The 23,405-nt window shown below is 34.5% G+C and carries 17 protein-coding genes; 10 read left to right on the forward strand and 7 right to left on the reverse strand.

Annotated features, from left to right (window positions below; genetic code table 11):
• Positions 1-71 precede the first annotated feature (71 nt).
• Genes glmS through ACNC7R_RS00845 form a run of 3 tightly spaced genes read right to left on the reverse strand, consistent with a single transcriptional unit; the run spans position 72 to position 4,423 of the window.
• Positions 72-1,919, reverse strand: a complete 1,848-nt coding sequence (gene glmS / locus ACNC7R_RS00835; protein WP_417939102.1) for a glutamine--fructose-6-phosphate transaminase (isomerizing) — start codon at positions 1,917-1,919, stop codon at positions 72-74.
• 11 nt (positions 1,920-1,930) lie between these two features.
• Positions 1,931-3,595 (reverse strand): DUF4270 domain-containing protein, encoded by a 1,665-nt coding sequence (locus ACNC7R_RS00840; RefSeq protein ID WP_417939103.1) that lies wholly within the window; start codon positions 3,593-3,595, stop codon positions 1,931-1,933.
• A gap of 21 nt (positions 3,596-3,616) precedes the next feature.
• Entirely contained in the window at positions 3,617-4,423 is an 807-nt protein-coding gene (locus tag ACNC7R_RS00845) for a glycogen/starch synthase (RefSeq protein WP_163396347.1), read from the reverse strand.
• Positions 4,424-4,501: 78 nt separating this feature from the next.
• On the opposite strand from ACNC7R_RS00845, the gene panC reads away from it, so the two are divergent.
• From panC to ACNC7R_RS00870, 5 genes are all read left to right on the forward strand, one after another.
• Positions 4,502-5,380 (forward strand): pantoate--beta-alanine ligase, encoded by an 879-nt coding sequence (gene panC, locus ACNC7R_RS00850; RefSeq protein ID WP_417939104.1) that lies wholly within the window; start codon positions 4,502-4,504, stop codon positions 5,378-5,380.
• A 14-nt stretch (positions 5,381-5,394) separates the two neighbouring features.
• The gene (panD, locus tag ACNC7R_RS00855) at positions 5,395-5,745 is read left to right on the forward strand and encodes an aspartate 1-decarboxylase (RefSeq protein ID WP_417939105.1); all 351 of its coding nucleotides are present in this window, start codon (positions 5,395-5,397) and stop codon (positions 5,743-5,745) included.
• Between the two features lie 164 nt (positions 5,746-5,909).
• Entirely contained in the window at positions 5,910-7,067 is a 1,158-nt protein-coding gene (locus tag ACNC7R_RS00860) for an alpha/beta hydrolase (protein ID WP_417939106.1), read from the forward strand.
• Complete coding sequence (radA, locus tag ACNC7R_RS00865) at positions 7,067-8,428, forward strand: DNA repair protein RadA (protein WP_417939107.1); 1,362 nt, start codon at positions 7,067-7,069, stop codon at positions 8,426-8,428. The genes ACNC7R_RS00860 and radA overlap by 1 nt, the downstream gene beginning before the upstream one ends.
• A gap of 18 nt (positions 8,429-8,446) precedes the next feature.
• On the forward strand, positions 8,447-10,411 hold the full coding sequence (locus ACNC7R_RS00870; RefSeq protein ID WP_417939108.1) for a transglycosylase domain-containing protein: 1,965 nt from the start codon (positions 8,447-8,449) through the stop codon (positions 10,409-10,411).
• A 193-nt stretch (positions 10,412-10,604) separates the two neighbouring features.
• On the opposite strand, the gene ACNC7R_RS00875 is transcribed toward ACNC7R_RS00870, so the two are convergent.
• The gene (locus ACNC7R_RS00875; protein ID WP_417939109.1) at positions 10,605-11,354 is read right to left on the reverse strand and encodes a LytR/AlgR family response regulator transcription factor; all 750 of its coding nucleotides are present in this window, start codon (positions 11,352-11,354) and stop codon (positions 10,605-10,607) included.
• Entirely contained in the window at positions 11,351-13,162 is a 1,812-nt protein-coding gene (locus ACNC7R_RS00880; protein ID WP_417939110.1) for a histidine kinase, read from the reverse strand. Before ACNC7R_RS00880 ends, ACNC7R_RS00875 begins: the two co-directional genes overlap by 4 nt.
• A gap of 179 nt (positions 13,163-13,341) precedes the next feature.
• Here ACNC7R_RS00880 and ACNC7R_RS00885 point away from each other — a divergent pair, with 179 nt between their 5' ends.
• Entirely contained in the window at positions 13,342-14,502 is a 1,161-nt protein-coding gene (locus ACNC7R_RS00885) for a vWA domain-containing protein (RefSeq protein WP_417939111.1), read from the forward strand.
• A gap of 27 nt (positions 14,503-14,529) precedes the next feature.
• Positions 14,530-15,153: a murein L,D-transpeptidase catalytic domain-containing protein gene (locus tag ACNC7R_RS00890; protein ID WP_417939112.1), complete on the forward strand. Its 624-nt coding sequence runs from the start codon at positions 14,530-14,532 to the stop codon at positions 15,151-15,153.
• 66 nt (positions 15,154-15,219) lie between these two features.
• Here ACNC7R_RS00890 and ACNC7R_RS00895 read toward each other — a convergent pair whose 3' ends face one another.
• Positions 15,220-16,257 carry an NADP(H)-dependent aldo-keto reductase gene (locus tag ACNC7R_RS00895; protein WP_417939113.1) on the reverse strand — a complete coding sequence of 346 codons (1,038 nt, stop codon included), beginning with the start codon at positions 16,255-16,257 and terminating at the stop codon, positions 15,220-15,222.
• Positions 16,258-16,800: 543 nt separating this feature from the next.
• On the opposite strand from ACNC7R_RS00895, the gene ACNC7R_RS00900 reads away from it, so the two are divergent.
• The gene (locus ACNC7R_RS00900; RefSeq protein ID WP_417939114.1) at positions 16,801-21,030 is read left to right on the forward strand and encodes a T9SS sorting signal type C domain-containing protein; all 4,230 of its coding nucleotides are present in this window, start codon (positions 16,801-16,803) and stop codon (positions 21,028-21,030) included.
• Between the two features lie 75 nt (positions 21,031-21,105).
• On the opposite strand, the gene ACNC7R_RS00905 is transcribed toward ACNC7R_RS00900, so the two are convergent.
• On the reverse strand, positions 21,106-21,567 hold the full coding sequence (locus ACNC7R_RS00905; protein WP_417943117.1) for a regulatory protein RecX: 462 nt from the start codon (positions 21,565-21,567) through the stop codon (positions 21,106-21,108).
• Between the two features lie 288 nt (positions 21,568-21,855).
• Between ACNC7R_RS00905 and ACNC7R_RS00910 the strand changes: the two genes are divergently transcribed.
• Together ACNC7R_RS00910 and ACNC7R_RS00915 are read left to right on the forward strand one after the other, a co-directional pair.
• Complete coding sequence (locus tag ACNC7R_RS00910) at positions 21,856-22,095, forward strand: hypothetical protein (protein WP_417939115.1); 240 nt, start codon at positions 21,856-21,858, stop codon at positions 22,093-22,095.
• Between the two features lie 399 nt (positions 22,096-22,494).
• Entirely contained in the window at positions 22,495-23,316 is an 822-nt protein-coding gene (locus tag ACNC7R_RS00915; RefSeq protein WP_417939116.1) for a T9SS sorting signal type C domain-containing protein, read from the forward strand.
• Positions 23,317-23,405 lie beyond the last annotated feature (89 nt).

Below are 23,405 nucleotides of genomic sequence, written 5' to 3' on the forward strand. Positions count from 1 at the left end.
TAAGAAAAAAAATCTGACAATAAAAAAAGCGAGACATAAATCTCGCTTTAATTTTTTAATAGGTATAAAAATTACTCTACAGTAACTGATTTCGCCAGATTACGCGGCTGGTCTACATTACAGCCTCTCATTACAGCAATATGATAAGATAAAAGCTGTAAAGGAATGGTAGTAATTAATGGAGAAAGTGCGTCAGAAGTTTCTGGAATTTCTATGACATAATCTGCTAATTCACGAACCTGAGTGTCACCTTTGGTAACTACAGCAATAATTTTCCCACTTCTGGATTTAATTTCCTGAATGTTACTTACAATTTTATCGTAATGTCCCTGCTTTGGAGCAATAATGATAACGGGCATTTGTTCATCAATGAGGGCAATCGGGCCGTGTTTCATTTCTGCTGCAGGATATCCTTCAGCATGGATGTAAGATATCTCTTTTAATTTTAATGCGCCTTCTAAAGCTACAGGGAAATTATAACCGCGTCCTAAGTACAAACAGTTTGGCGCATCTTTAAAAGCTGTTGCAATTTCTTTGGCTTTTTCGTTTGTTTCTAATGCTTCAGCCACTTTTTCAGGAATTATTTCCAGTTCTTGTAAAAAAGTATGGAAATCAGTATTAGATAAAGTTCCCTTAGCTTTTCCTAATCTTAAGGCAATCATTGTCAAAACTGTAATCTGTGTAGTAAAAGCTTTGGTAGAGGCAACTCCAATTTCAGGACCTGCATGTGTGTAAGCACCTGCATGACTTTCTCTTGAAATGGACGATCCAACAACATTACAAACTCCAAATACAAAAGCACCGTTTTCTTTTGCTAATTTAATAGCAGCCATAGTATCGGCAGTTTCTCCCGATTGAGAAATAGCGATAACTACGTCATTTTTATTAATGATTGGGTTTCTGTATCTAAATTCAGAAGCATATTCGACTTCAACAGGAATACGTGTGAATTCCTCAAAAATATACTCTGCAACTAATCCTGCATGCCATGAAGTTCCACATGCTACAATTAGAATTCTTTGGGCGTTCAAAAATTTTTCAATATTATCTTCGACACCTGCCATCTGTACGATTCCTTCATTGGCATGAAGTCTTCCTCTGTAAGTGTCTTTGATAACATTTGGCTGCTCATAAATCTCTTTTAGCATGAAATGATCGTAGCCGCCTTTTTCAATTTGTTCCAGATTCATCTGAAGTTCCTGTATGTAAGGATCAACTAACGAATCATCTTTTATTTTTCTGATTTTAAGAGGTTTGTGTAATCTGATGTTTGCCATTTCGCCATCTTCGAGATATACCGCATTTGAGGTGTATTCGATAAATGGGGAAGCATCCGAAGCAATGAAAAATTCATTTTCTCCAACACCTATTGCTAGCGGACTTCCTAATCGTGCAGCCACAATTTCATTAGGATTTTTTTTGTCAAAAACGGCAATAGCGTAGGCGCCTATTACCTGATTTAAAGCAATTTGCACTGCTTTTCCAAGTTTTATATTTTCATTTTTCTGAACTTCTTCAATAAGATTTACTAAAACTTCAGTATCTGTATCCGATTTAAAGCTATAACCTCTCTTGATTAATTCTTCTTTAAGTGGAGCATAGTTTTCAATAATTCCATTATGGATAATAACTAATTCTCCGGAATTTGAAAAGTGCGGGTGAGAGTTTACATCATTAGGAACTCCATGGGTTGCCCAGCGTGTGTGACCAATTCCTATAGTTCCGTTTCGTGTGAAATCTGTTTGAGCCTTTTCTTCAAGATCCGAAACTTTTCCTTTTGTTTTGCAAAGTTTGATGTTTTCCTGGTCGTATAACATTACGCCGGCACTATCATATCCTCTGTATTCGAGGCGCTTTAATCCTTTTATGACTATAGGATAAGCCTCTCTGTGGCCTATATATCCAACAATTCCACACATATGTTATTTTTTTAATTTGATTTCAGTTTTGTGTAGTAAATTTGAAGTTTTACTCTTTTAGCATAATTATCCTGATCGCTTTCGGGAATATTGCCTCCAAACAGTACTGTACCCAAAGGATTCATTACTGATGCAGTTGGAACCTCAGTTAATAGACTTTTAAAATTGATTTTGGTTTTATCTAATTTCTTTGATGTGACTGTGTTTATGTCTTCGGTAACTACTAAACCTAATTGTACATTATCAACATCAGCATTTTTAATCATATTTCGGATATGATTTGTGATTCTTATTTTGTAGGTAGCTATGTTGGTTGTTGGGTCTATACTAATCATGCCATTAAAAACCGTTCTGTTTTTTTTAGGATCACCATTAAGACTTGATGTACGATCTGCAGTGTAATCAGTTAATACTGTGTTGTTCTTTAAATCATACAGATAGATTCTACCCGGTTGCTGAGCGGTACCCATTTTTTGAGAATCAACAGTAAATACTAAATTAGCTTCATTGACAAGTAATTTCTTAGACGTAATATTATTTCTGATTTCGTCTAATTCATCTGACACATCGTTTGGAGTAGTTACCCATAATCCTTTGTCATCATATCTACCCAAGTCGGTTTTATCAAAAAGTTCGATTACCGCCATAGATCCCTGACCTCCTTTTAGATATAATCTGTCGTCTGGTGTGTCGTCTTCTGCAGTACCGTTTGTATAATCAGTTGTGCTTTCTTCTAAAAGATTTACCGAATTACCGGTTAAATTGATAACGAATGTTTTGTTTACAGCATCTTTATCGTCTTTATTTGTTTTTGCCTTATAAAAAATAGTTATAGTTCCCTTTGTGAAATCCATCTCAGCCATTCTTGTTGTATTTGCAGTCGATTTCTCTACTTTAAAGTATAGTCCTTTAAAATAATTTTTAAAAACATCATCTGCTGCTAATTTGCTTGCTGGAGCATCGAATATTTTGGTTTTAAAAAAGTCTTTGTTTAAATGCAGGCGCATTTCGGGTTTGATTCTTTTATTTGATTCAGGCGTAGTTCCTACTGCAGGAGTTGTTTCTTTTATTTCTTTTGAGTTAAAAAAGAATTCATTGTTTTCAGCAGAATTTTCCGAGTTATTTAATCTTAGTCCCAATGCTTCTGCCTGTGTCTGAAAATTCTCGTTTCTGTCTGTATTGTAAAATTTGCTTAAATCGTAATTGTTAGCATTATAATTATTTAGAAAAATACCGGATTCGTAAACACTTAACTTGATTCTCCCGGTTTCAGGGCCGTAAATAGAATCCAATCTATAAGTAGTTACTCCTTTTTCATCAATAGATTTAGCAGTGCTAAAATAAGGAATATTTAACGTTACACTATCAATTACAGCTTCAAATCCCAATGCAGGAGAATAAGAAGATAATGTCAGCTGAGTATTAAAATTTGCGATTGTTGTACCGAAAACAGGACTTTCATAAATACCTAATGCGTTAATCGGTAAATTATTTGCGGCAACCGGAGTCACTTTTTGATTATAAGCGGTAACACTATAGTCTTTTGCTTCAATATCAAAATTATCATTGTTCCCAATTAAATCTTCACCAATTGTATTAAAATCTTTGTCACAGGAATAAAATACAGCAACTGTTGCTATTAAAAGAATTTTCTTAAAAAAAGAAGTATTATACATGTTTAATAATAATGTTAAAATTTAAAGCCCCATAGTTTTATAGAAATTTGTATACGCTTCAGCGAATGCATCTTTCGTGGCGAAAGGTAAAAAAGGTTTTCCTGAAGATTCTATAAATTTTGTTAAACTTGGAGATACATTTTCTGAAGCAATTATCACGGCATCAGAATGTAAAATGCTTGCTTTTAGGATATTTTCATAGTTAGGAGTTTCCAAGTCAGCTACGCTTTCATGTGGAACGCCATCAAATTTTACTTTATTGATCATTTCTAAATCCAGATTTTCATCAAAAGACTGACCATAAACTGAGGTCACAATCTTGGTTTCAGAAAATAAAGCTTCGTTTTTATAATAATGTTTCATGTAAATTGGGAGCATAGCAGCAAGCCATCCATGAACATGAATAATATCCGGAACCCAGTTTAGTTTTTTTACAGTTTCAACTACTCCCTTTGCAAAAAAGATAGCTCTTTCATCATTATCAGGATATAAGACACCTTCTTCGTCAGCAAAGGTTGCTTTTCTTTTAAAATATTCATCATTATCTATAAAGTAAACCTGAATACGTTCTTTAGGAATAGAGGCTACTTTGATAATCAATGGCATATCTAAGTCGTTCACTACCAAATTCATCCCTGAAAGTCTGATTACTTCGTGTAATTGATGTCTTCTTTCATTAATGTTTCCATATCTAGGCATGAAAATTCTTATCTGGCCGCCCTGATCATTTATCATTTTAGGCACATCATAAGACATTAATGAAACCTCATTTTCCGCCAAATAAGGCACGACTTCAGATGATACATATAATATCCTCTTCTCTTTCATAATAGTATTTTACTTAAATTTTGGTAATAAAAACGTTGCAAAATTACAAAAATTTATGCAGTTTATAACTAATATATTATGTTTGCACTAAATTTTAATGATACCGCCATGCATATTTTCTACGGCAAAGTAGCCCTGATAGCTTATTTGAAAACTATCAAAACAGCAAATTCAACTATAGGATTTGTCCCAACAATGGGCGCTTTACACCAGGGACATCTGGCTTTAATGCAGCGATCACTTAAAGAAAATGATGATACTGTTGTGAGTATTTTTGTAAATCCCACACAATTCAATAATGCTGAAGATCTCGAAAAGTATCCACGTACACTTGAAGAAGATGTTAGGAAAATGAGGGGGTTAAGTGATAAAATTATTCTCTATGCTCCATCTGTGGATGATATTTATGAAGGAAATACTATGTCACAATCGTTTGATTTTGATGGTTTAGAAAATCAGATGGAGGGGAAGTTCAGGCCAGGCCATTTTAACGGTGTCGGAACTATTGTGAAGCGTTTGTTTGAAATAGTTTCACCTACAAATGCGTATTTTGGAGAGAAAGATTTTCAGCAATTGCAGATTGTGAAAAAACTGGTTGAAAAAAACAATTTACCGGTTAAAATAATAGGTTGTCCTATTTTTAGGGAAGAAAATCAATTGGCAATGAGTTCGCGAAACGAACGTTTAACGCCTGAGGAACGAAAAGAAGCCGCCATTATTTATAAAACACTGACTGAGGCTAAAGAAGTATTCAGCACTAAAAGCCCGCAAGAAACTATAGAATTTGTAGAAAACTCCTTTAAGGACAATCGAAGATTTGACCTCGAATATTTTGTAATTGCTGACGAATCTACATTATTACCAATAGAGCACAAAATTAATGACAAAAAATACCGTGCATTTATAGCGGTATTTGTTAATTCTATAAGGCTGATTGATACCATTTCATTAAATTAATTTACCTTTGCAACATGCAAATTCAAGTTATAAAATCAAAAATTCATCGTGTTAAAGTAACCGGAGCTGATTTAAATTATATCGGCAGTATCACTATCGATGAAACTTTACTGGATGCCTCAAATATTATTGAAGGAGAAAAAGTATCTATTGTAAATATCAATAATGGAGAACGTTTTGAAACTTACGCTATAAAAGGTGAGAGAAACTCAGGTGAAATTACGCTGAATGGACCTGCAGCCAGAAAAGTTCAAAAAGACGATATTATCATTATTATATCTTATGCAACCCTCGACTTTGAAGAAGCTAAGACCTTCAAGCCATGGATTGTTTTTCCTAATGAAAATGATAATTCCCTAACTTAATTACTCTTTCTTTTCAGTCTTTTTTTATTTGTCAAAAGTATTTTGCACAGAGCAGATTTCTTTTGTCTTAAATTTCTTTTCTTTTTAAAAGGCCTCTTTAACAAAAAAGCAAATAAAGTATTATATTGCCACCATATTCTAATACTTTTTAATTTTCCCCAATCATGAAAAAAGTTTATTTGTTTTTTGTTTTATTGATCTCTGCGTTAGTTTTTTCACAAAAGAAATTTGATACCGTTAAATCTGAAAAACTGGGTACTGACAGAAGAATAACTATAGGGCTGCCTGCCTCATATGAAACTAATCCGTCTAAAAAATATCCTGTTTTGTATTTGCTGGATGGAGATTATCTGTTTGATGCTTTTTCAGGAGCTCTAAGCTATGGTGTTTACTGGGATGATTTACCTGAAATGATTATTATCGGAATTCATCAGAATCACGACGGAGAAAGATATGATGATTCTACAATCGATCAAAATCAGGGTGTGCCGTTTGAAAAAGGGGCAGAGTTTTTCGAATTTATCGGAGCTGAATTAGTTCCTTACATTGAAAAACAATATCGTACGGCTCCTTTCAAGATTATTGCAGGACATGATATAACAGCCAGTTTTACTAACTTCTTTTTGTATAAAGAAATTCCACTTTTTAATGGCTACATATGTTTAAGTCCTGAGCTTGCACCCAAAATGGAAATACGTATCCCGGAAAAATTCGCTAAAGTAAAAGAACCATTTTTTTATTATTTGTCTGCAGGTGATGGGGATATTACTAAAATAAAAGAACCTATAGAAAAGTTAGCCGGCAATATTAAAATTGCTAATAATCCATTAGTAAACTTCAAATACGATGTGTTTAAAAATGCAACACACTATTCAGAGGTTTTATATTCGATTCCCAATGCTTTGTATCATATTTTTGAGGTTTACAAACCTATTAATTCGGTTGAGTTTAAAGATAAGATCGCTGTACTCCAATCAGGCTATGCTAATTATTTAGAAAATAAATACAATACAATGTCAGAAGTTTTGGGAGTCGATATTCCTGTCAGGATAAACGATTTTAAAGTTATCGAAAACCTTATTTTGAAAAAAAATGCCTACGAAGAGCTAGAGAAAATGGCTGAAATTGCCAATGTTGATTACCCATTAGCAATGCTGGGGGAATATGAATTAGGCTTGATGTATGAAAAAAGGGGTGATCCTAAAAGAGCTTCAAAAAGATATCAAAATGCTTCACAAATGCAGCCCATCGGTGAGCTTACTAGAGATATGATGTACGAGAAAATCGATGAAATGAATACACTTGCCAAAAAATCAAAATAATGTCTAAAGTTAAAACTTCCTTCTTTTGCCAAAACTGTGGTACACAATATGCCAAATGGCAGGGGCAGTGCAATGCCTGTAAAGAATGGAATACTATTGCCGAAGAAATTATTCAGAAGCAGGAAAAAGTAGCCTGGAAAAGTGAACCAACTCCAACAGGTAAAGCACCACGTCCATTAAAGATTAATGAGATCGATTCGGCTCAGGAAATCCGAATGGATACTACTGACGGTGAATTGAACCGTGTGCTTGGAGGTGGAATCGTTCCAGGTTCTTTAACACTTTTAGGTGGGGAGCCAGGAATTGGTAAAAGTACCCTTTTGCTGCAGATTTCACTGAAATTGCCTTATAAAACCTTGTATGTTTCCGGAGAAGAAAGCCAGAAACAAATAAAAATGCGTGCCGAAAGAATTACACCAGACAGTGATAATTGTTATATTCTGACGGAAACCAAAACACAAAATATTTTCAAACAGATTGAAGCGATTCAGCCTGAAATTGTCATTATTGATTCAATTCAGACACTACATACTGATTATATCGAATCTACTGCGGGAAGTATTTCTCAAATTAGGGAAACTACGGCGGAACTTATAAAATTTGCAAAAGAAACCAGTATTCCGGTTATTTTGATAGGGCATATTACCAAGGATGGAAATATTGCCGGGCCAAAAATTCTTGAGCATATGGTAGATACCGTTCTGCAGTTTGAAGGAGACAGGAATCATGTTTACCGAATTTTACGTTCCCTAAAAAACCGTTTTGGATCAACTGCCGAATTAGGAATTTACGAAATGTTAGGAAACGGTTTACGTGAAGTAAGCAATCCGTCTGAAATACTGATTTCTCATAAAGACGAAGAAATGTCGGGAACTGCAATTGCCACAACTATGGAGGGTATGCGTCCGTTGATGATTGAGATTCAATCCCTCGTAAGTACCGCCGTTTACGGAACACCACAGCGAAGCACAACAGGTTACAATGCTAAGAGACTCAACATGATTCTGGCCGTATTAGAAAAAAGAGCGGGATTCCGGCTTGGTGCAAAAGACGTTTTTCTTAACGTCACTGGTGGAATTTCTGTAGATGATCCTGCAATTGATCTGGCTGTTGTAGCCGCTATTTTATCCTCTAATGAGGATATTCCGGTTACAAAAGGTTTTTGTTTTGCAGGAGAAGTTGGTCTTTCAGGAGAAATTCGCCCTGTAAATCGTGTAGATCAGCGTATTCAGGAAGCTGAAAAATTAGGTTTCAATACTATCTTTGTATCCAGATATAATAAAATTGCCCTGAAAAATACGGGTATTAAAATTGAACTCGTGGCTAAAATTGAAGATGTGGCAAGTATTCTGTTTGGTTAAATTTTTATAAATTTCTTTATGCGATTTCCAAAACAAAAAATAGTCAAAGCTCTTAAAATACTTCTGGTAGTGTTTATTTTGCTTTGTATCGGATTATACTCTTTTCGTAATTCGCTTTTAAAACAAGTTATAGCAAAGGTAACGCACAAAATGGTGGTTGATTACAATAGTGATTTTTCAATAAAGGAAGCTTCTTTTGATGGTTTGTCAGGAGTTAAATTTACTGATATTGTTTTAGTTCCAAAAAATGCTGACACTCTTTTCAATATTAAAAAAGTAGAAACTACCATCAGCCTTAGCAATTTGCTGATTGGTGATGTGCAGCTTGGAACTTTAAAAATTAATGACGGTTACATTCAATTGGTTAAAAAAGGGAAAATCAGAAATTTTGATGCCTTTTTGAAAAAAAATGAAACAGAAGAAACATCAGATGAAAAACGTAAATATGCTGACGTTGCTTATCGCATTATTACAAAATTACTGAATCTGGTTCCAACCGATATGAAACTGGAAAACCTGGATTTCAAAATTGATGACAATGGTAAAAAAGCAAGTATTGCTATTAATAAACTGGTTTTGCAGAACAAACAACTTACCACAAATCTACATGTTCAAAGCAAAAATTTTGACCAGCGATGGAATATTAAAGGATTTGCTGATCCAAGAAATAAAAAGGCTGATATTCGGTTTTTTAATCTGGATACCGGAGCTATCAGAGTTCCTTATTTAGACGAACGCTATAATTTGAAGGCAAGCTTTGATTCGATCCGTTTAAACGTTGCCAATATTGATAAAGACGGAAGCGAATTGCATATTGACGGATATACTTCTATTGCCAATTTAAAAATTAACCATCCCAAAATTGCCAGCAAAGATGTTGTAATAAAAAATGCAAGATTCGATTATCGTTTTTTATTAGGTTCCGATTTTATTTCGATTGACAGCACTTCAACCATGCAACTGAATAAAATAAAAGTAAAACCGTATGTTTCGTATAATACGGAATCGGATACGGTTTATACTTTAAAAGTGGATATTCCCAAAATGAAAGCACAGGACTTTATAGTATCCTTGCCTGACGGATTGTTCACTCATTTTCAGGGAATGGAAGCAACCGGTAATTTCTATTACAAGCTTGATTTTAAATTCAATAAAAACAAACCCAATACTTTAGTTTTTGATAGTAAACTCAATAAAGAAAACCTGAGGATTACTAAGTACGGAGAAGCAAACCTGAACAAACTAAATGGAGAGTTTGTTTATCGTGCTATTATTCAAAATGTTTTGCAGCGTCCTGTTTTAGTAGGGACTGCAAATCCGAATTACACGCCTTTGGATCAGATTTCGCCTTATTTGCAAAAATGTGTGCTGACTACGGAAGATCCGTCTTTCTTTTCGCATCGCGGATTCATCAATGAAGCATTTAAACAGTCAATTCTAAAAAACATTCGTACCAAAAAATTCTCTCGTGGTGCCAGTACGATTAGCATGCAATTGATCAAAAATGTATTCCTGACGCGTGAAAAGACACTTTCGCGAAAGCTGGAAGAAATTTTATTGGTTTATATTTTAGAAAATAACCGAATTGTAAGCAAGGAAAGAATGCTGGAAGTATATTTCAACATTATCGAATGGGGGCCAAATGTTTACGGAATTGGAGAAGCAAGCCAGTTTTATTTCCAGAAAAGCCCTTCTGATTTAAGTGTTGATGAATGTTTGTATTTGGCAACGATTATTCCGAAGCCCCGAAAATTTATGTATCAGTTTAATGATCAGGGAAATTTGAAAGACTACGCATTGCAAAATCAAAAATTCTTAAAGAACTTAATGTTTCGCCGCGGTCTTTTAATTCCGGAAGATACGCTTGGGCAATTGCCGGTGTACATTTCAGGGAATGCACGTTCGTTATTGCGAATTAAAGCTCCTGATTCGACTGTAGTTCCTGTTGATTCTTTATCTATAAGTGATGAGTTTGATTTATAGAGTTTAATGAGACAATGATATAGTTTGTCATTTCGACCTTTTTGGGAGACTCGAGCGATAGCGACAGACGAAGTAAATCACACTCGGGATTCGACAAAGATTGGAACCACACTTTATGGAGTTTCTAGTGTGATTTCTCCCTCCGCTCGAAATGACAATATTGGGTTTATAACTTTGTGTTTTGCTTTAAAAATCACTTAAAATTTTTCAAAAATTCTTCTTTATAAGTCGGAGAAATTTCAATTTCAGATCCGTCATTAAGGGTTATAATGCCACCTTTGTTATACGATTTCACACAATTCATGTTGATGATATGCGATTTGTGAACCCGCATAAAAGGCAAGGGCAAAATTTCTGAAAAATGTTTTAAAAACCGGCAGACCATTTTTTTGTTTCCGTTGTTCAAATACAGATCGGTGAAATTCCCGTTTCCGCGAAGGCGAACGATTTCTTCCATTTTAACGACTTCGAATCCTTCTAATGTTGGCAGAATGACCTGTTGCTTTTCAGGTTTTGATTCATGAAAATTGGCAACAATAATTTTATTTCGATTAAAGATTTCATGATTCATGATTTGATGGTGCACCTTGTTTACCGCTATAATCAATTCTTCGATAGAAATGGGCTTTAGCAAATAATAAGCAGCACTTTGGTTTAAGGCTTTTAAGGAATATTCAGAAAAAGCGGTTACAAATATGGTTTCGAATTGTAAATCTTTACAGGCTTCCAGAACATCAAAAGCATTCCCAAAAGGCATTTCGACATCCAGAAAAACCAATTGTGGCTGTATTTCGTGTAAAAGGGGTACAGCTTCTTTTATATTCTGTGCTTCTCCGACCACTTCTACCTGCGGACAATATTTGCTTAGATAATTTTTGAGCACTTCCCGTGCTGCCAGTTCATCTTCGACAATTACACTTTTTATCTTTTGAAAAGACATCATATCGTATCAATTAATGGAAAAATGATTTCAACTATAGTTCCGGATTCCGGCAATTCTTTTTCTTTGATTGCAAAAGAAATATTCTTTTTATACAATTCATTCAGCAAACCAATTCGTTCTTTGGTATTGTTGAGCCCTCGTGATTCATGTACTTTCTGATTGCTTGTTTTGAGTTCCTTGCTTTTGGTTAAACCAATTCCGTTATCTTCAATAACTACAATTACTTTTTCGTTGTAATACTGAAATTGAAGATGTAAAAATCCTTTTTTATCTAAGTAACGCAAGCCATGCCAAATTGCATTTTCCAGATGTGGCTGAATAATCATATTGGGTATAAAAAGAGTTTCAGTATCCAGCTTTTTATCCACCGTAATCTCAAAATCAAATTTATCCTGAAAACGCAAATGTTCTAAATCTAAATATTTTTTTAACTGCTCGACTTCCTTATCCAGTATAATGAAATCCTTATTGGAGTTTTCCATGATATCACGCATCAGGGTTGAGTAGGAAGTCAGGTATTTATTGGCCTCCAGTTCCTTATTTTCAGAAATAAACTGATTGACACTGTTTAAGCTGTTGAAAATAAAATGCGGATTCATTTCACGACGTAATGACTGCAAAGCGATTTCTTTGTTTTTTGTTTTGATAGAATAGAGGGATTTTACAATAAAAAGAAAAAGAACCAAAAGCAAAATAACAGATCCTATCAGAAAATAATTGAAGGTGTTTTTCTTCGTAATCAATTCATCTTTAAGTGATTTTTCTTTTTCGAGCTGACGAATTTTACCTTCCGTAATCTGGAACTTTTTAGTATTAATTAAGGTCGTGTCAGACTGAATTAACTGATCGAAGTTTTTAAGAAATTGGTCATACAATGTCAGACTTTCTTTTTCATTTCCTTCAGCTTTATAATATTGTACTAATTCGGATAACGTTTTTTTTGCTTCCGCCGAATTTCCTTTACTAGAGGCTAAATCATAAGCTTCTTTCAGCGAAGTAAGAGCTTTTTGGGGTTCTTCTTTCTTAAAATAAAGGGAAGCCAGCGATTGTAATTGTTTTATCTGCGTATTAAAATCCTGTTTGGTTACAGCTTCCGCCAAAAGCTTTTCGTTGATGCCGATTGCTTTTTCAAACTGATTGTCTGAGGCGTACACTTTTGCCATTTCGTTTTTGATTTTAATTACAGATTCAGGTTTATCTTTGGCATACACAAGAGCCTTTTTATAGCTTTCTATGGCCACCTTTTTATTTTTTAGCTCTAATGAATTCTGCGCTTTCTGAACATAGGCTTCTGTAACTTCCTTGCTTTTCTTTTCCTTTTTCAGCAATTCAATATTCGAATCTACATAATTGGTCTGACTGGCCGGATTTGCACTATTACGTAAACGATTGGCATCATTTAGATTGATTTTTTCTTCAGAAACATCTTTTGCTAATGAACCTGCGACTTCATAATTTTTAATTGCCGAATTAAAGTTCTTCTGGTTTTCCTGTGTTTTGGCTAAACTTCGCATTACACGGGTTTTATCTTCTGTTAGTTTTAGTTTGGTATAACTGTTTAAAGCTTTTTTAAAATATTCCTCGGCTTTGGCATTATCACCATTATTTAAAAATTCATTGGCCAGTCTTTCATAATTCTGAGCAATTTTTGATTCATCATTTTCATCCAGCGATTTTTCCAGACTCTTCGTAATTTTGCTCATTTTGCTAGAGGGCACCGCTTTCTTTTTAGCAAGGGAATCTTGTGCGGTTACTCCAATAGGAATCAGCAGTAATGTGTATAAGATGATACTAATTATTCGTCGCATTGTTTGCTTTTCAACAAACCCGGAAAGAGGTTTCAGTTAATATTGTAAAGTAAAGTATTTTAAACTCCTTTTACAACTTGTTTCACCAAGTCAAAACACGGTTTCACCATTTCTTCAAAAAACGAGGCTTTTTAGTTTCTAAGTTTGATCTGTAATCGAACCTTTAAAGTCAGAAAACCATGAAATCAAACTTATTTATCTCCGCAATTTTGGCAACTGTAATCAGTTTTGTAAGCTGCAATTCATCAAATGCAAATCCAAAAAAAAATATTGAAATTGAAAGACAGGCACCAACAGAAAATGCAAAAATTCAGGTAGCGCTTTTATTAGATACCTCCAGTAGTATGGACGGATTAATCGATCAGGCGAAATCTAGGCTCTGGAATATTGTCAATACTTTGACAACTTTGAAATATGATGGGAAAACTCCTGATATCGAAATTGCTTTATATGAATACGGAAATGACGGATTATCGAAGCAATCCAATTATATCCGACAAGTAACACCGCTTTCGACAGATTTGGATTTGATTTCGGAAAAGCTGTTTACTTTAAGAACCAATGGAGGAAACGAATATTGCGGAGCCGTTATTCAGGATGCAACAAAACAATTAAAGTGGGCTAGAGAAAAGAGCAATATGAAACTCATTTATATTGCCGGAAATGAAGATTTTAATCAGGGCGGGATCAATTATAAGGAAGCAATCAGTGATGCTTTGAAGAATGATATTTACGTGAACACTATTTTTTGCGGAGATAAAGCTGAAGGTATAAGTGTTCTCTGGAAAGATGGTGCCGATCATGGCAAAGGGAAGTATTTTAATATTGATTCAAATCAGGCTTTGCAATACATAGCTACTCCTTATGATGATGAAATTTCAAAATGCGATGAAAAAATAAATAAAACGTATATCAATTATGGTTCAAAAGGATATGAAAAAAAAGTGAATCAGGCTATGCAGGATCAAAATGCAAAAAAAGTTTCGGCAGCTAATTATACAGAACGTGCTGTGAGCAAATCAAAAGCGGTTTATAAAAACGAAAGCTGGGATCTGGTTGATAAAGTAAAAGATGATGCCGCAGCTATCTCTAAAATCAAGAAAGAAGAATTGCCGGCAGAGCTTCAAAATAAATCAGCAGAAGAGATCAAAACTTTTGTAGCTCAAAAATCAAAAGAAAGAGAAATAATTCAAAAAGAAATTAGTGTATTGGCTAAAAAGCGTCAGGAATATATTGATGCCGAATCTAAGAAAAGTAAAAAACAGGATGATTTAGGGAATGCTATTAATACATCAATACTGGGTTTTGCAAAGGTGAAAGGGTATACAGTTGAAAAATAGCAAAGTTTACAAAGCCAATTTGTAAATATGAGAAAGAATATTTTAATCTTGCTTTTAATCGTAATTTTTGGCGTGAGTTTTGCATGCAGAAATAACAAGGAAAAGGATTTAAAAACTATAAATGCAAAGCCGGTTTATTCCTATGAAGAGAATCTAAAAAAAGAGGTAGCTGTTATAAGGAGATTTTTGGGGGAATCTCCGAAATATAATTCAGATGTAGCCTTCTTTTTAGACATGAAGATAGAATCAGGGAAAAACCGGTTTTTTATTTATGATTTAAAACATGACAAATTACTCGGCAAAGGATTAGTAGGGCATGGTTCCGGGTCAGAAACGGGTATTACCGGAAAACTAAAGTTTAGCAACGTAAAAAATTCCAACTCCAGTTCCTTAGGTAAATATGCAATTGGCGGTTCTTACACTGGAAGATTTGGTAAATCTTATAAATTATATGGTTTAGACGAAACAAATAGTAATGCTTTTGACCGGAATATAGTTCTTCATAAATATTACGATGTCCCTTTTGAAGAACAGCCTTATCCTATCTGCAACAGTCTTGGATGCCCGATGGTAAATGAAAAGTTTTTTAGAATTATCGAAAAACTCATTGATAATTCAAAAAAGAAAATCATTTTGGTTATGTATTATTAAATGAATCCTAAAAATAAATCCCGATAACTGCAAGGTTGTCGGGATTTTGTATTTAATGATTCGTATTTAAGGAGCCGGATCCGGAATAATAGTCTGAACTTCTTCAATTTCGTCTAAGATTTCTTTTGAAAGCGTTACATCAATAGTTGCAATATTTTGTTTTAACTGATTCAATGTTGTCGCACCAATAATAGCACTCGTTAAAAAAGGCTGCTGCAATACAAAACCTAAAGCCAGTTCAGTCAAAGTCAATCCGTGTTTATGAGCTATTTCCTGATATAAGCGTGTCGCTTTTGTGCTTTCTTCGCTGTTGTAACGTTTGTATTGCGGAAAAAGATTGATTCTGGCATTTGGATGAGATTCTCCAGTTAAAAACTTACCCGATAAAACGCCAAAAGCTAATGGTGAATAGGCTAACAATCCTACATTTTCATGAATGGAAACTTCTGCTGAACCAACCTCAAAAAGGCGGTTTAATAAGTTATACGGATTTTGAATCGTTTTGATTCTTGGTAAATTCTGGTATTTGCTTTCCTCCAGAAAACGCATCATTCCCCAGGCATTTTCGTTTGAAACACCAATATGTTTTATTTTACCTTCTTTAATCAAACCATCAAAAGTTTCAAGAACTTCCCTGAAATTATCTTCCCACGCTTCATCCTGAACTTTAAATCCCCGTTGTCCAAAACAATTGGTTTTGCGTTCAGGCCAGTGCAGTTGGTACAAGTCAATATAATCTGTCTGCAGGCGTTTTAAGCTGTTTTCCAAAGCATATCTGATACTTACAGGGGAGAAATCCAATTTTTCACGCATATAGCCAAAATTTGGATTTGGACCAGCGATTTTTGAAGCCAGAACTACTTTATCGCGATTACCGGTTTTTTTAAACCATGTACCCACTATTTTCTCCGTACTTCCATAAGTTTCTTCACGTGCCGGAACTGAATACATTTCGGCTGTATCAAAAAAATTGACGCCATTTTCGAATGCATAATCCATTTGCTGATGACCTTCATTTTCAGTGTTTTGTTCTCCAAATGTCATTGTACCCAGACAGATTTTGCTCACTGATATATCTGAATTAGGGAGAATAGAGTATTTCATATTGGTAGTATTGTATAATTTCTCAAAGATACAAACGTATTTTTAAATGAATGTACCTAAGAGTTAAAAACGGATTTAAAGTTTTTCTCAGTTTCAAATGCTTTCAAGTATTAATTTTTTTATATGCTTTTTTTTGTTAAAATGATGAATTATTGGAAATCAGATGTTTTTATTTTTTTTAATTAGTAAAAAACTTACAAAAAACACTGAATAGCCTCAATTTTACAGTAAGTAAATACTTGTTATTATTACTTTTTTTTATTCGAAACAGGTCAATCATCGACTAATAAGGTCTTTCATCTAAAAGACTGAAAAATCCATAAAAATCGTCATTTTACAAGCTAATTTTGTTTCATAATCTAAGTTGAAATAGATTACAAAAATCAAATATTCTTACGGGTTTTTACGTAAGTATAACAAAATATAAAATTTGATAGAATTCGATATTTAATGCACCTGAAATCAGGTAGTAATGTTAGAAGAAATAATCAATAAAATTTAGTTGTCAAACTATTGTCTTGTAAGAATTTAAAAATTTTTTTTATGAAGAGAATTTTACTTATTCTGCTTATTGCTGTTTTTTACACTGGTGTAAATGCGCAATGTTCCATCACCACAACTACCAACACATCTACTCTTACTTGTGGCACTGCACCGTTATCTGCATGCGGGGGGATTTTGTATATTGGAAACGGTACAAACGCTATGAGTTTGAACATGAATGCCAACTTAGATCTTACATGTTTAGGGGCAATTCAGTTTGTCGTTAGAAATAATGCTACTCTTGATTTTTCAGGAGGTAACTATGATTTAAAATTGGCTTCAGGTTCTTCTGTTATATTTCAAAGTGGCTCAAATATTAATAGTGGCGGCAGTTGTAGTGCTTCTGACAGAATTTATATTGGGGGTGCTGTTGTAGCAAATTGTAATGGTAGTGGGAGTATACCATCTTTTGCAGATGTTATTGCAAATGGAGGTATAAATCAGGCTGGTATTTTGTCAGGGAATCAGTATATATGTACTTATGGAACCACAACAACAACTTTTAGTTCTACATATTCAGGTGGTACATGGTCTAGCAGCAACACTTCAATTGCGACAGTAAATTCTTCAGGTCAAGTAACAGCTAGAGGGGCAGGAACTGCAACAATAAATTATACCCGATTAGGTGCAGTAGCTACCAGAAATGTGTATGTTGCTAATGGTCCATCTGCTAATGCAGCTATCTCAGGCCCAACAACCTTATGTCAATCTTCAACAGCTAATTATACTGCAACTGCAGTTTCCGGAGCATCTTCTTATACATGGTCTTATGGAGGATCTGGCGCAACTATTACTCCAGCTGCTAATGGGCTTTCTGCCAGTATCTCTTTTAGTTCGACTGCAACTTCAGGTAATCTTAAAGTCACTACAACAAATGGCTGTGGTAGTGCAGGTGGAGGAAATGAAGCCTGGATTACGATTAATCCAATAATTACTTCTGTTCCTGTTGCAACTTCAATAAGTGGTAACTTACAATGTGATTATGCAGAGCCTAGATGGAATACGGTATCTAATGCAACTGGATATTATTTAGACATTGCTACAGATAGTGGATTTACAAATTTTGTTACAGGATATAATAATTATTTTGTTTCGGGAAATAATGGTAGTAGTCCAGCATATAATCTTCCAGCAGGTGTTTTATATTATAGAGTTAGAGCATACAACAGCTGTACAACAACAGCAAATTCTAACACTGTAAGTTTTCAGACAACAGCTCCTGTTGGAGGTTCGGTTTCTCCGGCGCAAACTATTTGTGCAGGAAATTCTGCAACATCCAATCTTACATTAAGTGGATATACAACCACAAACACGGCAATAGTAAAATGGCAAAAAGCAAGTGATATAGGATTTACTTCTAATGTATCTGATATTTCTGAAACAACAAATGTTTTGTCTATTGCTAAAATAGGTGTTTTAAACACAAGTACTTATTTCAGAGCAGTTGTTCAAAATCAATTTGGTTCTTGGTGTATGTCTAATTCGACACCAGTGTTAATAACTATTAATAATTCTATTTCAGCTGCTTCATCTACTCCAACAGTTTGTATTAATACGACATTAACCCCAATAACTCATACTGTGATTGGCTTTACTGGTATTGGAGCTTTTACTGGTTTGCCATCCGGGGTAACTCCATCTTTGTCAGGTAATACATTAACTATTAGTGGAACTCCTACAGTTTCTGGAACTTTTACTTATACTATTCCATTAACTGGTGGTAGTTGTGTAGGTACAAAAAATGCTACGGGGACTATAACAGTGACAGCAGTACCAGCTACACCAGGAACAATTACTCAGCCAACCAACAAATGTGCAGGTTCTACCGGAAATGTATTTAGTATAGCTTCTGTAACCGGAGCTACATCATATACCTGGTCAGTAACCGGTACAGGGTGGTCTGTAACTTCAGGCGGAACAACTACTTCTGCAACTATTACAATCGGTTCAGGGATAGGAACAGTTTCTGTAACGGCTACAAATGCGTGTGGTACCAGTTCTGCTTCAACTACAGGAAATATCACTCCAACTACTGCTCCGGCAATAACTGCAATTTCTTCACCATCAGCATTATGTCCGGGAGATTCATTGAATCCTTCTGTACCAACGGTTACAAACAATGGTTCGGCAGTTACGGCTTCAGGTTGGGAGATTTCGACAACTTCAGGCGGTAGCACTTATACCGCTTTATCGCTTCCTTATACAGTAGCTTATGCTGATAATGGTAAAAACATTAGATACTATGCCACTAATAGTTGTGGCAGAACCAATAGTAATGTTGTAGCGATAACAGTAAACCAAAAACCAACAGCTCCAACTTTGGGTACAGCAACTTATCCAACTTGTTCATTTGCAACGGGTAGTATTGTTTTGACTGGTTTGCCATCAGGAAACTGGACAATCAATCAAACAGGGATTGTATCGGCAACTTATACGAATACTGTTGCTAACACAACTAGTTATACAGTTACCGGATTACCAGCAGGGAATTATAATTTTACTGTTACAGCGGGAAACTGTACTTCTGATGCTTCTGTAACACTAATTATGAGTCAGGTTGCCAATACATGGGATGGTACAAAATGGTCCAAAACCGGAGATACAACATTGCCAACAGCAGATGATAAAATCGTTTTTGAAGGTAACTATACGTTATTAAATGATTTATCAGGTTGTAGCTGTACTGTGAATTCGGGAAATATTATTATAAGTGCCGGTAAAACATTATATATTAAGAACGCAGTAACGGTTAATGGAGGTACTTTAACATTTGAAAATAATGCCAGCTTGCTGCAAGATGTTAATACGACTGTAAATAATAACGTTGGTTCTATCATCTACAAGCGTAATTCAGAGCCGATGAAGAATTTTGACTATACCTATTGGTCATCACCAGTAGAGGGTCAGACTTTATACAATTTATCTCCTAATACGCTTTGGGACAAATATCAGTCTTATACAGGAAGTGGCTGGAAAATCGAGTCATCATCTAATGTTATGCAGCCAGGAATTGGTTATATCATTAGGGTTCCAAAGCCTTTTGCGTGGCCTGATCCAAACGCGTCCAGTTATGTGCAGCCAGTAGAATTTATAGGAAAGCCAAACAACGGTACTATTACCAGCAGCCAGTATATGGAAAAAGGCAAATACTACCTGATTGGAAATCCTTATCCTTCTGCGATCCATGCAGATGATTTCTTGTTCAGCAATGTAAATAATAAAAACATTTTAGGCGGCACGATATATTTCTGGACTCATAATACAGCTATTAAGGTGGTCAATTCTAAGCTTGCTTATGTTTCAGATGATTATGCGAGTTATAACTTGACAGGCGGTGTTGCTACTTCTGCGGTAAGTGATCCGGGATATAATGATAATCCTTCATTGGATACAGGCAGAAAACCAACAGGTTATATAGCAGCAGGTCAGTCATTTTTTACCAAGGCAGAGGATGGTTCAGGTTATGTTGAATTTAACAACTCCATGCGTTATGGAGGCACGAATAATTCCCAATTTTTCAAACCTGGAAAAACAACCAAATCCGCATCGATAGAGAAACACCGCCTTTGGCTTAATCTGACCAATACGTCAGGTGCATTCAAACAAACCCTGATTGGATACATTGATGGTGCTACCAACAGCTATGATACAAGCTTTGACGGAATAACTTATGATGGGAACAGTTATATTGATTTTTACAGTGTCAATGAAACTTCGAGGCTGACTATCCAGGGCCGTGCTTTGCCTTTCAGTGATTCAGATGTTGTGCCTTTGGGTTATCGTTCGACGATTGCGGGCGATTTTACCATTGCAATAGACGAGGCAGATGGTAATCTTGCCACTCAGAGAGTTTATCTTGAAGATAAGCAGACTGGAACAATCAACGAATTGACGTCGAAAAACTATACCTTTACGACCACTGCAGGTACATTCAACAATCGATTTGTGCTTCGTTACAAAAACACAACATTAGGAACGGGAGATTTTGAAACGACAGATGCTGCAGTTTGGGTTATGGTTCAAAACAAAACAATAACAGTAAATTCGACAACAGAAAACATTGAAAAGGTATTTATTTATGATGTTTCCGGAAAAGAATTGTATAGAAAAGATAAGGTGAGCAATCTTCAGTTAATTCTTCAGAACCAGCCCTTTACCCAGCAGATTTTACTGGTCAAAGTAGTGTTGGAGAATGGTTACCAGACCACTAAAAAAGTGATTTTTAAATAAAACGACAAACCACAAATAAAAAAATCCGATAGCGCAAGTTATCGGATTTTTTTTTCTCATTATTAAACAATTCATTCAACTTAGGAGTTCAAGTTCTTTTACCTTATCATAAATTAAATTGCTTTCATAACCCCTTCGAAGTAAATAATCACAAAATTTCTTTCGTTTTTTCAAGGCATTTCGTTCAGTCAGACTTTCCCAACATCTTTTAGAAAGCTGTTCAAAAGTTGTTGCGTATTCCTCAGCTGAAATTTCTTTTAAAGCAATATTAATGTTTGCTGTAGAAATATGTCTGAGTTTAAGTTCATTTACTATTCTCATTTTTCCCCAGTTTTTAATACGGTGTTTACCACGAGCAAAACTGGAGGCGAAGCGTGTTTCGTTTAAAAAATTATCTTCAATTAGTTTGACAATAATAATGTCAATTTCCTCCGAAGACATTTTTAATGAATAGAGTTTAGTTACAACTTCATCATGGCAACGTTCCTGATAGGCACAAAAATGTTCTAGTTTTTGTAATGCTTCTTTAATGGTCATACTAAAAGATGAAGATAATTTAACTAAAAACAAAAGTAAGTTATTTAATAGAATCTTGGTAAACCTTTTGTTTGATAATATAAAATAGGAAAATTCAATATATTGAGTTATTTTTTTATACATTTGAAATGCCCCATTATAAGTAACTTAAATTCAGTTGTTTATTAAATATGTTTTTTGGAGGAAAAGTAGCTGTACCAGACAAAACCCCAAAGTTCTGAAAGTATAAGCTTTTTCAATACCACTCCTAAATATTTCGAAGAATTTTAATCTTTAAACTCTATTGTTATGAGACTAAAACTACTTTTTTTATTATTTTTTGTTTACTCTTTTACGTGGTCTCAAATCACTTTTTCGCGACCAACGACAACTGCCGGCACTTTTAAAGTACCTGCAAGGGGTACTTTACTGAGTGAAGAATGTTGGGGTATTGGAAGTGGAGGAGGAGGAGTCACTACGGGACTTTTTCTTTTTGCTGATGGTGGCCGTGGATTTTATAGTAAGGTAGCTACATACATACTTACATAAAAAAGGGATAAATACTTCGGAATAGCTAATGGCTAATGGATAGGTTAAATTCTTTGATTGTTTTTCAAATAGCAGTTGAAAAGACTTTTTGAACTTTTCTAAAAGAAAGGAAAACTGACAAAAGTTTATACTTGATATTAGAATTTGTTTTAAAGTGAATAAAATACTCAATTTTTGTCATTTCAATTGTGAATTTTATAGCGTTGATTTTCAATTAACTATTTGACTGTATTTTGTTAAATAAATTAGGTGTGTGTATTTAATCGATTTTTTATGCACTTTAACGATAATTAGATGAAAAATTATTACCTTGAATGGGTTATTGGATAATGCGAAAAAAGGAACATTTTGAGCTCTCTTTTTGTAGAAACTGAATTATTTATTTAAAAATTTATTGAGATGAGAAGGATTTTTATTGCGGTAGGTATACTAGTAAATGTATGCTCGTTTGGACAATCAACAACAAATGTATTTGATGCTACAATCTCAGAAAAAAATATTCAAGTTTTAAAGCCATCTCAAATATCAAAACCCAGTGTGCTTGAAAAACATCGTATTTGGTTAAATATGACAAATACAGGAGGAGCTTTTAAACAATTGTTAATTGGTTACATCGAAGGAGCTACTAATGGATATGATAGTGATTTTGACGGAATAACCTTGGATAAAAATTTATACATAGATTTTTACAGCATCAATTCAAATCGCAATCTGGTGATTCAGGGTCGTGCGCTGCCTTTTACTGATTCTGATATTGTGCCTTTAGGATATCGTACTATTATAAGAGGTGAATTTACTATTTCAATAGACCAGGTTGATGGAATGCTTACGAATCAGTCCGTTTACATTCAGGATAAACTCACTAATGTCCTTCATAATTTAAGGCTTAGTGGCTATACCTTTTGTACAGATGTAGGGGTTTTTAACGACAGATTTGTATTAAGATATGCAAATAAATCATTAGGAACAGATGATTTCGAAGCTGTAAATGATGTGGTTTCAATTGTAGTTAAGAATAAGATAATTTCGATAAACTCAAATTTTCAATATATAGATAAAATTTCGGTTTTTAACATTTCGGGACAGCAATTATTAAATCGGGAGAATATCCAGGATACAAAGTCAATAATCGATAGTTTACCTGCTTCAAGGGAAATTTTATTAGTGAAAGTGTTATTAGAAAATGGAAACTCGATTACTAAAAAAGTATTGTTTAAATGAAAGAAACGGTACGACTCTTTAAAAGACGCTGTCACAAACCTTGAAAGACTACAGTTAGTGAGCAACTAATCATCATGAAAATCAGTTTG

It is taken from the genome of Flavobacterium adiutor (assembly GCF_048282555.1).
Taxonomy (GTDB): Bacteria; Bacteroidota; Bacteroidia; order Flavobacteriales; family Flavobacteriaceae; genus Flavobacterium.

Excerpts from the sequence above, each read along its gene's own strand:
- ACNC7R_RS00880 (WP_417939110.1), bottom strand. The coding sequence starts at position 13,162 with ATGCGACGAATAATTAGTATCATCTTATACACATTACTGCTGATTCCT.
- panD (WP_417939105.1), top strand. The coding sequence starts at position 5,395 with ATGCAAATTCAAGTTATAAAATCAAAAATTCATCGTGTTAAAGTAACC.
- ACNC7R_RS00845 (WP_163396347.1), bottom strand. The coding sequence starts at position 4,423 with ATGAAAGAGAAGAGGATATTATATGTATCATCTGAAGTCGTGCCTTAT.
- ACNC7R_RS00870 (WP_417939108.1), top strand. The coding sequence starts at position 8,447 with ATGCGATTTCCAAAACAAAAAATAGTCAAAGCTCTTAAAATACTTCTG.
- ACNC7R_RS00875 (WP_417939109.1), bottom strand. The coding sequence starts at position 11,354 with ATGATGTCTTTTCAAAAGATAAAAAGTGTAATTGTCGAAGATGAACTG.
- ACNC7R_RS00905 (WP_417943117.1), bottom strand. The coding sequence starts at position 21,567 with ATGACCATTAAAGAAGCATTACAAAAACTAGAACATTTTTGTGCCTAT.
- glmS (WP_417939102.1), bottom strand. The coding sequence starts at position 1,919 with ATGTGTGGAATTGTTGGATATATAGGCCACAGAGAGGCTTATCCTATA.
- ACNC7R_RS00900 (WP_417939114.1), top strand. The coding sequence starts at position 16,801 with ATGAAGAGAATTTTACTTATTCTGCTTATTGCTGTTTTTTACACTGGT.
- ACNC7R_RS00915 (WP_417939116.1), top strand. The coding sequence starts at position 22,495 with ATGAGAAGGATTTTTATTGCGGTAGGTATACTAGTAAATGTATGCTCG.
- ACNC7R_RS00895 (WP_417939113.1), bottom strand. The coding sequence starts at position 16,257 with ATGAAATACTCTATTCTCCCTAATTCAGATATATCAGTGAGCAAAATC.
- ACNC7R_RS00860 (WP_417939106.1), top strand. The coding sequence starts at position 5,910 with ATGAAAAAAGTTTATTTGTTTTTTGTTTTATTGATCTCTGCGTTAGTT.
- radA (WP_417939107.1), top strand. The coding sequence starts at position 7,067 with ATGTCTAAAGTTAAAACTTCCTTCTTTTGCCAAAACTGTGGTACACAA.
- ACNC7R_RS00840 (WP_417939103.1), bottom strand. The coding sequence starts at position 3,595 with ATGTATAATACTTCTTTTTTTAAGAAAATTCTTTTAATAGCAACAGTT.
- ACNC7R_RS00890 (WP_417939112.1), top strand. The coding sequence starts at position 14,530 with ATGAGAAAGAATATTTTAATCTTGCTTTTAATCGTAATTTTTGGCGTG.
- ACNC7R_RS00910 (WP_417939115.1), top strand. The coding sequence starts at position 21,856 with ATGAGACTAAAACTACTTTTTTTATTATTTTTTGTTTACTCTTTTACG.
- panC (WP_417939104.1), top strand. The coding sequence starts at position 4,502 with ATGTTTGCACTAAATTTTAATGATACCGCCATGCATATTTTCTACGGC.
- ACNC7R_RS00885 (WP_417939111.1), top strand. The coding sequence starts at position 13,342 with ATGAAATCAAACTTATTTATCTCCGCAATTTTGGCAACTGTAATCAGT.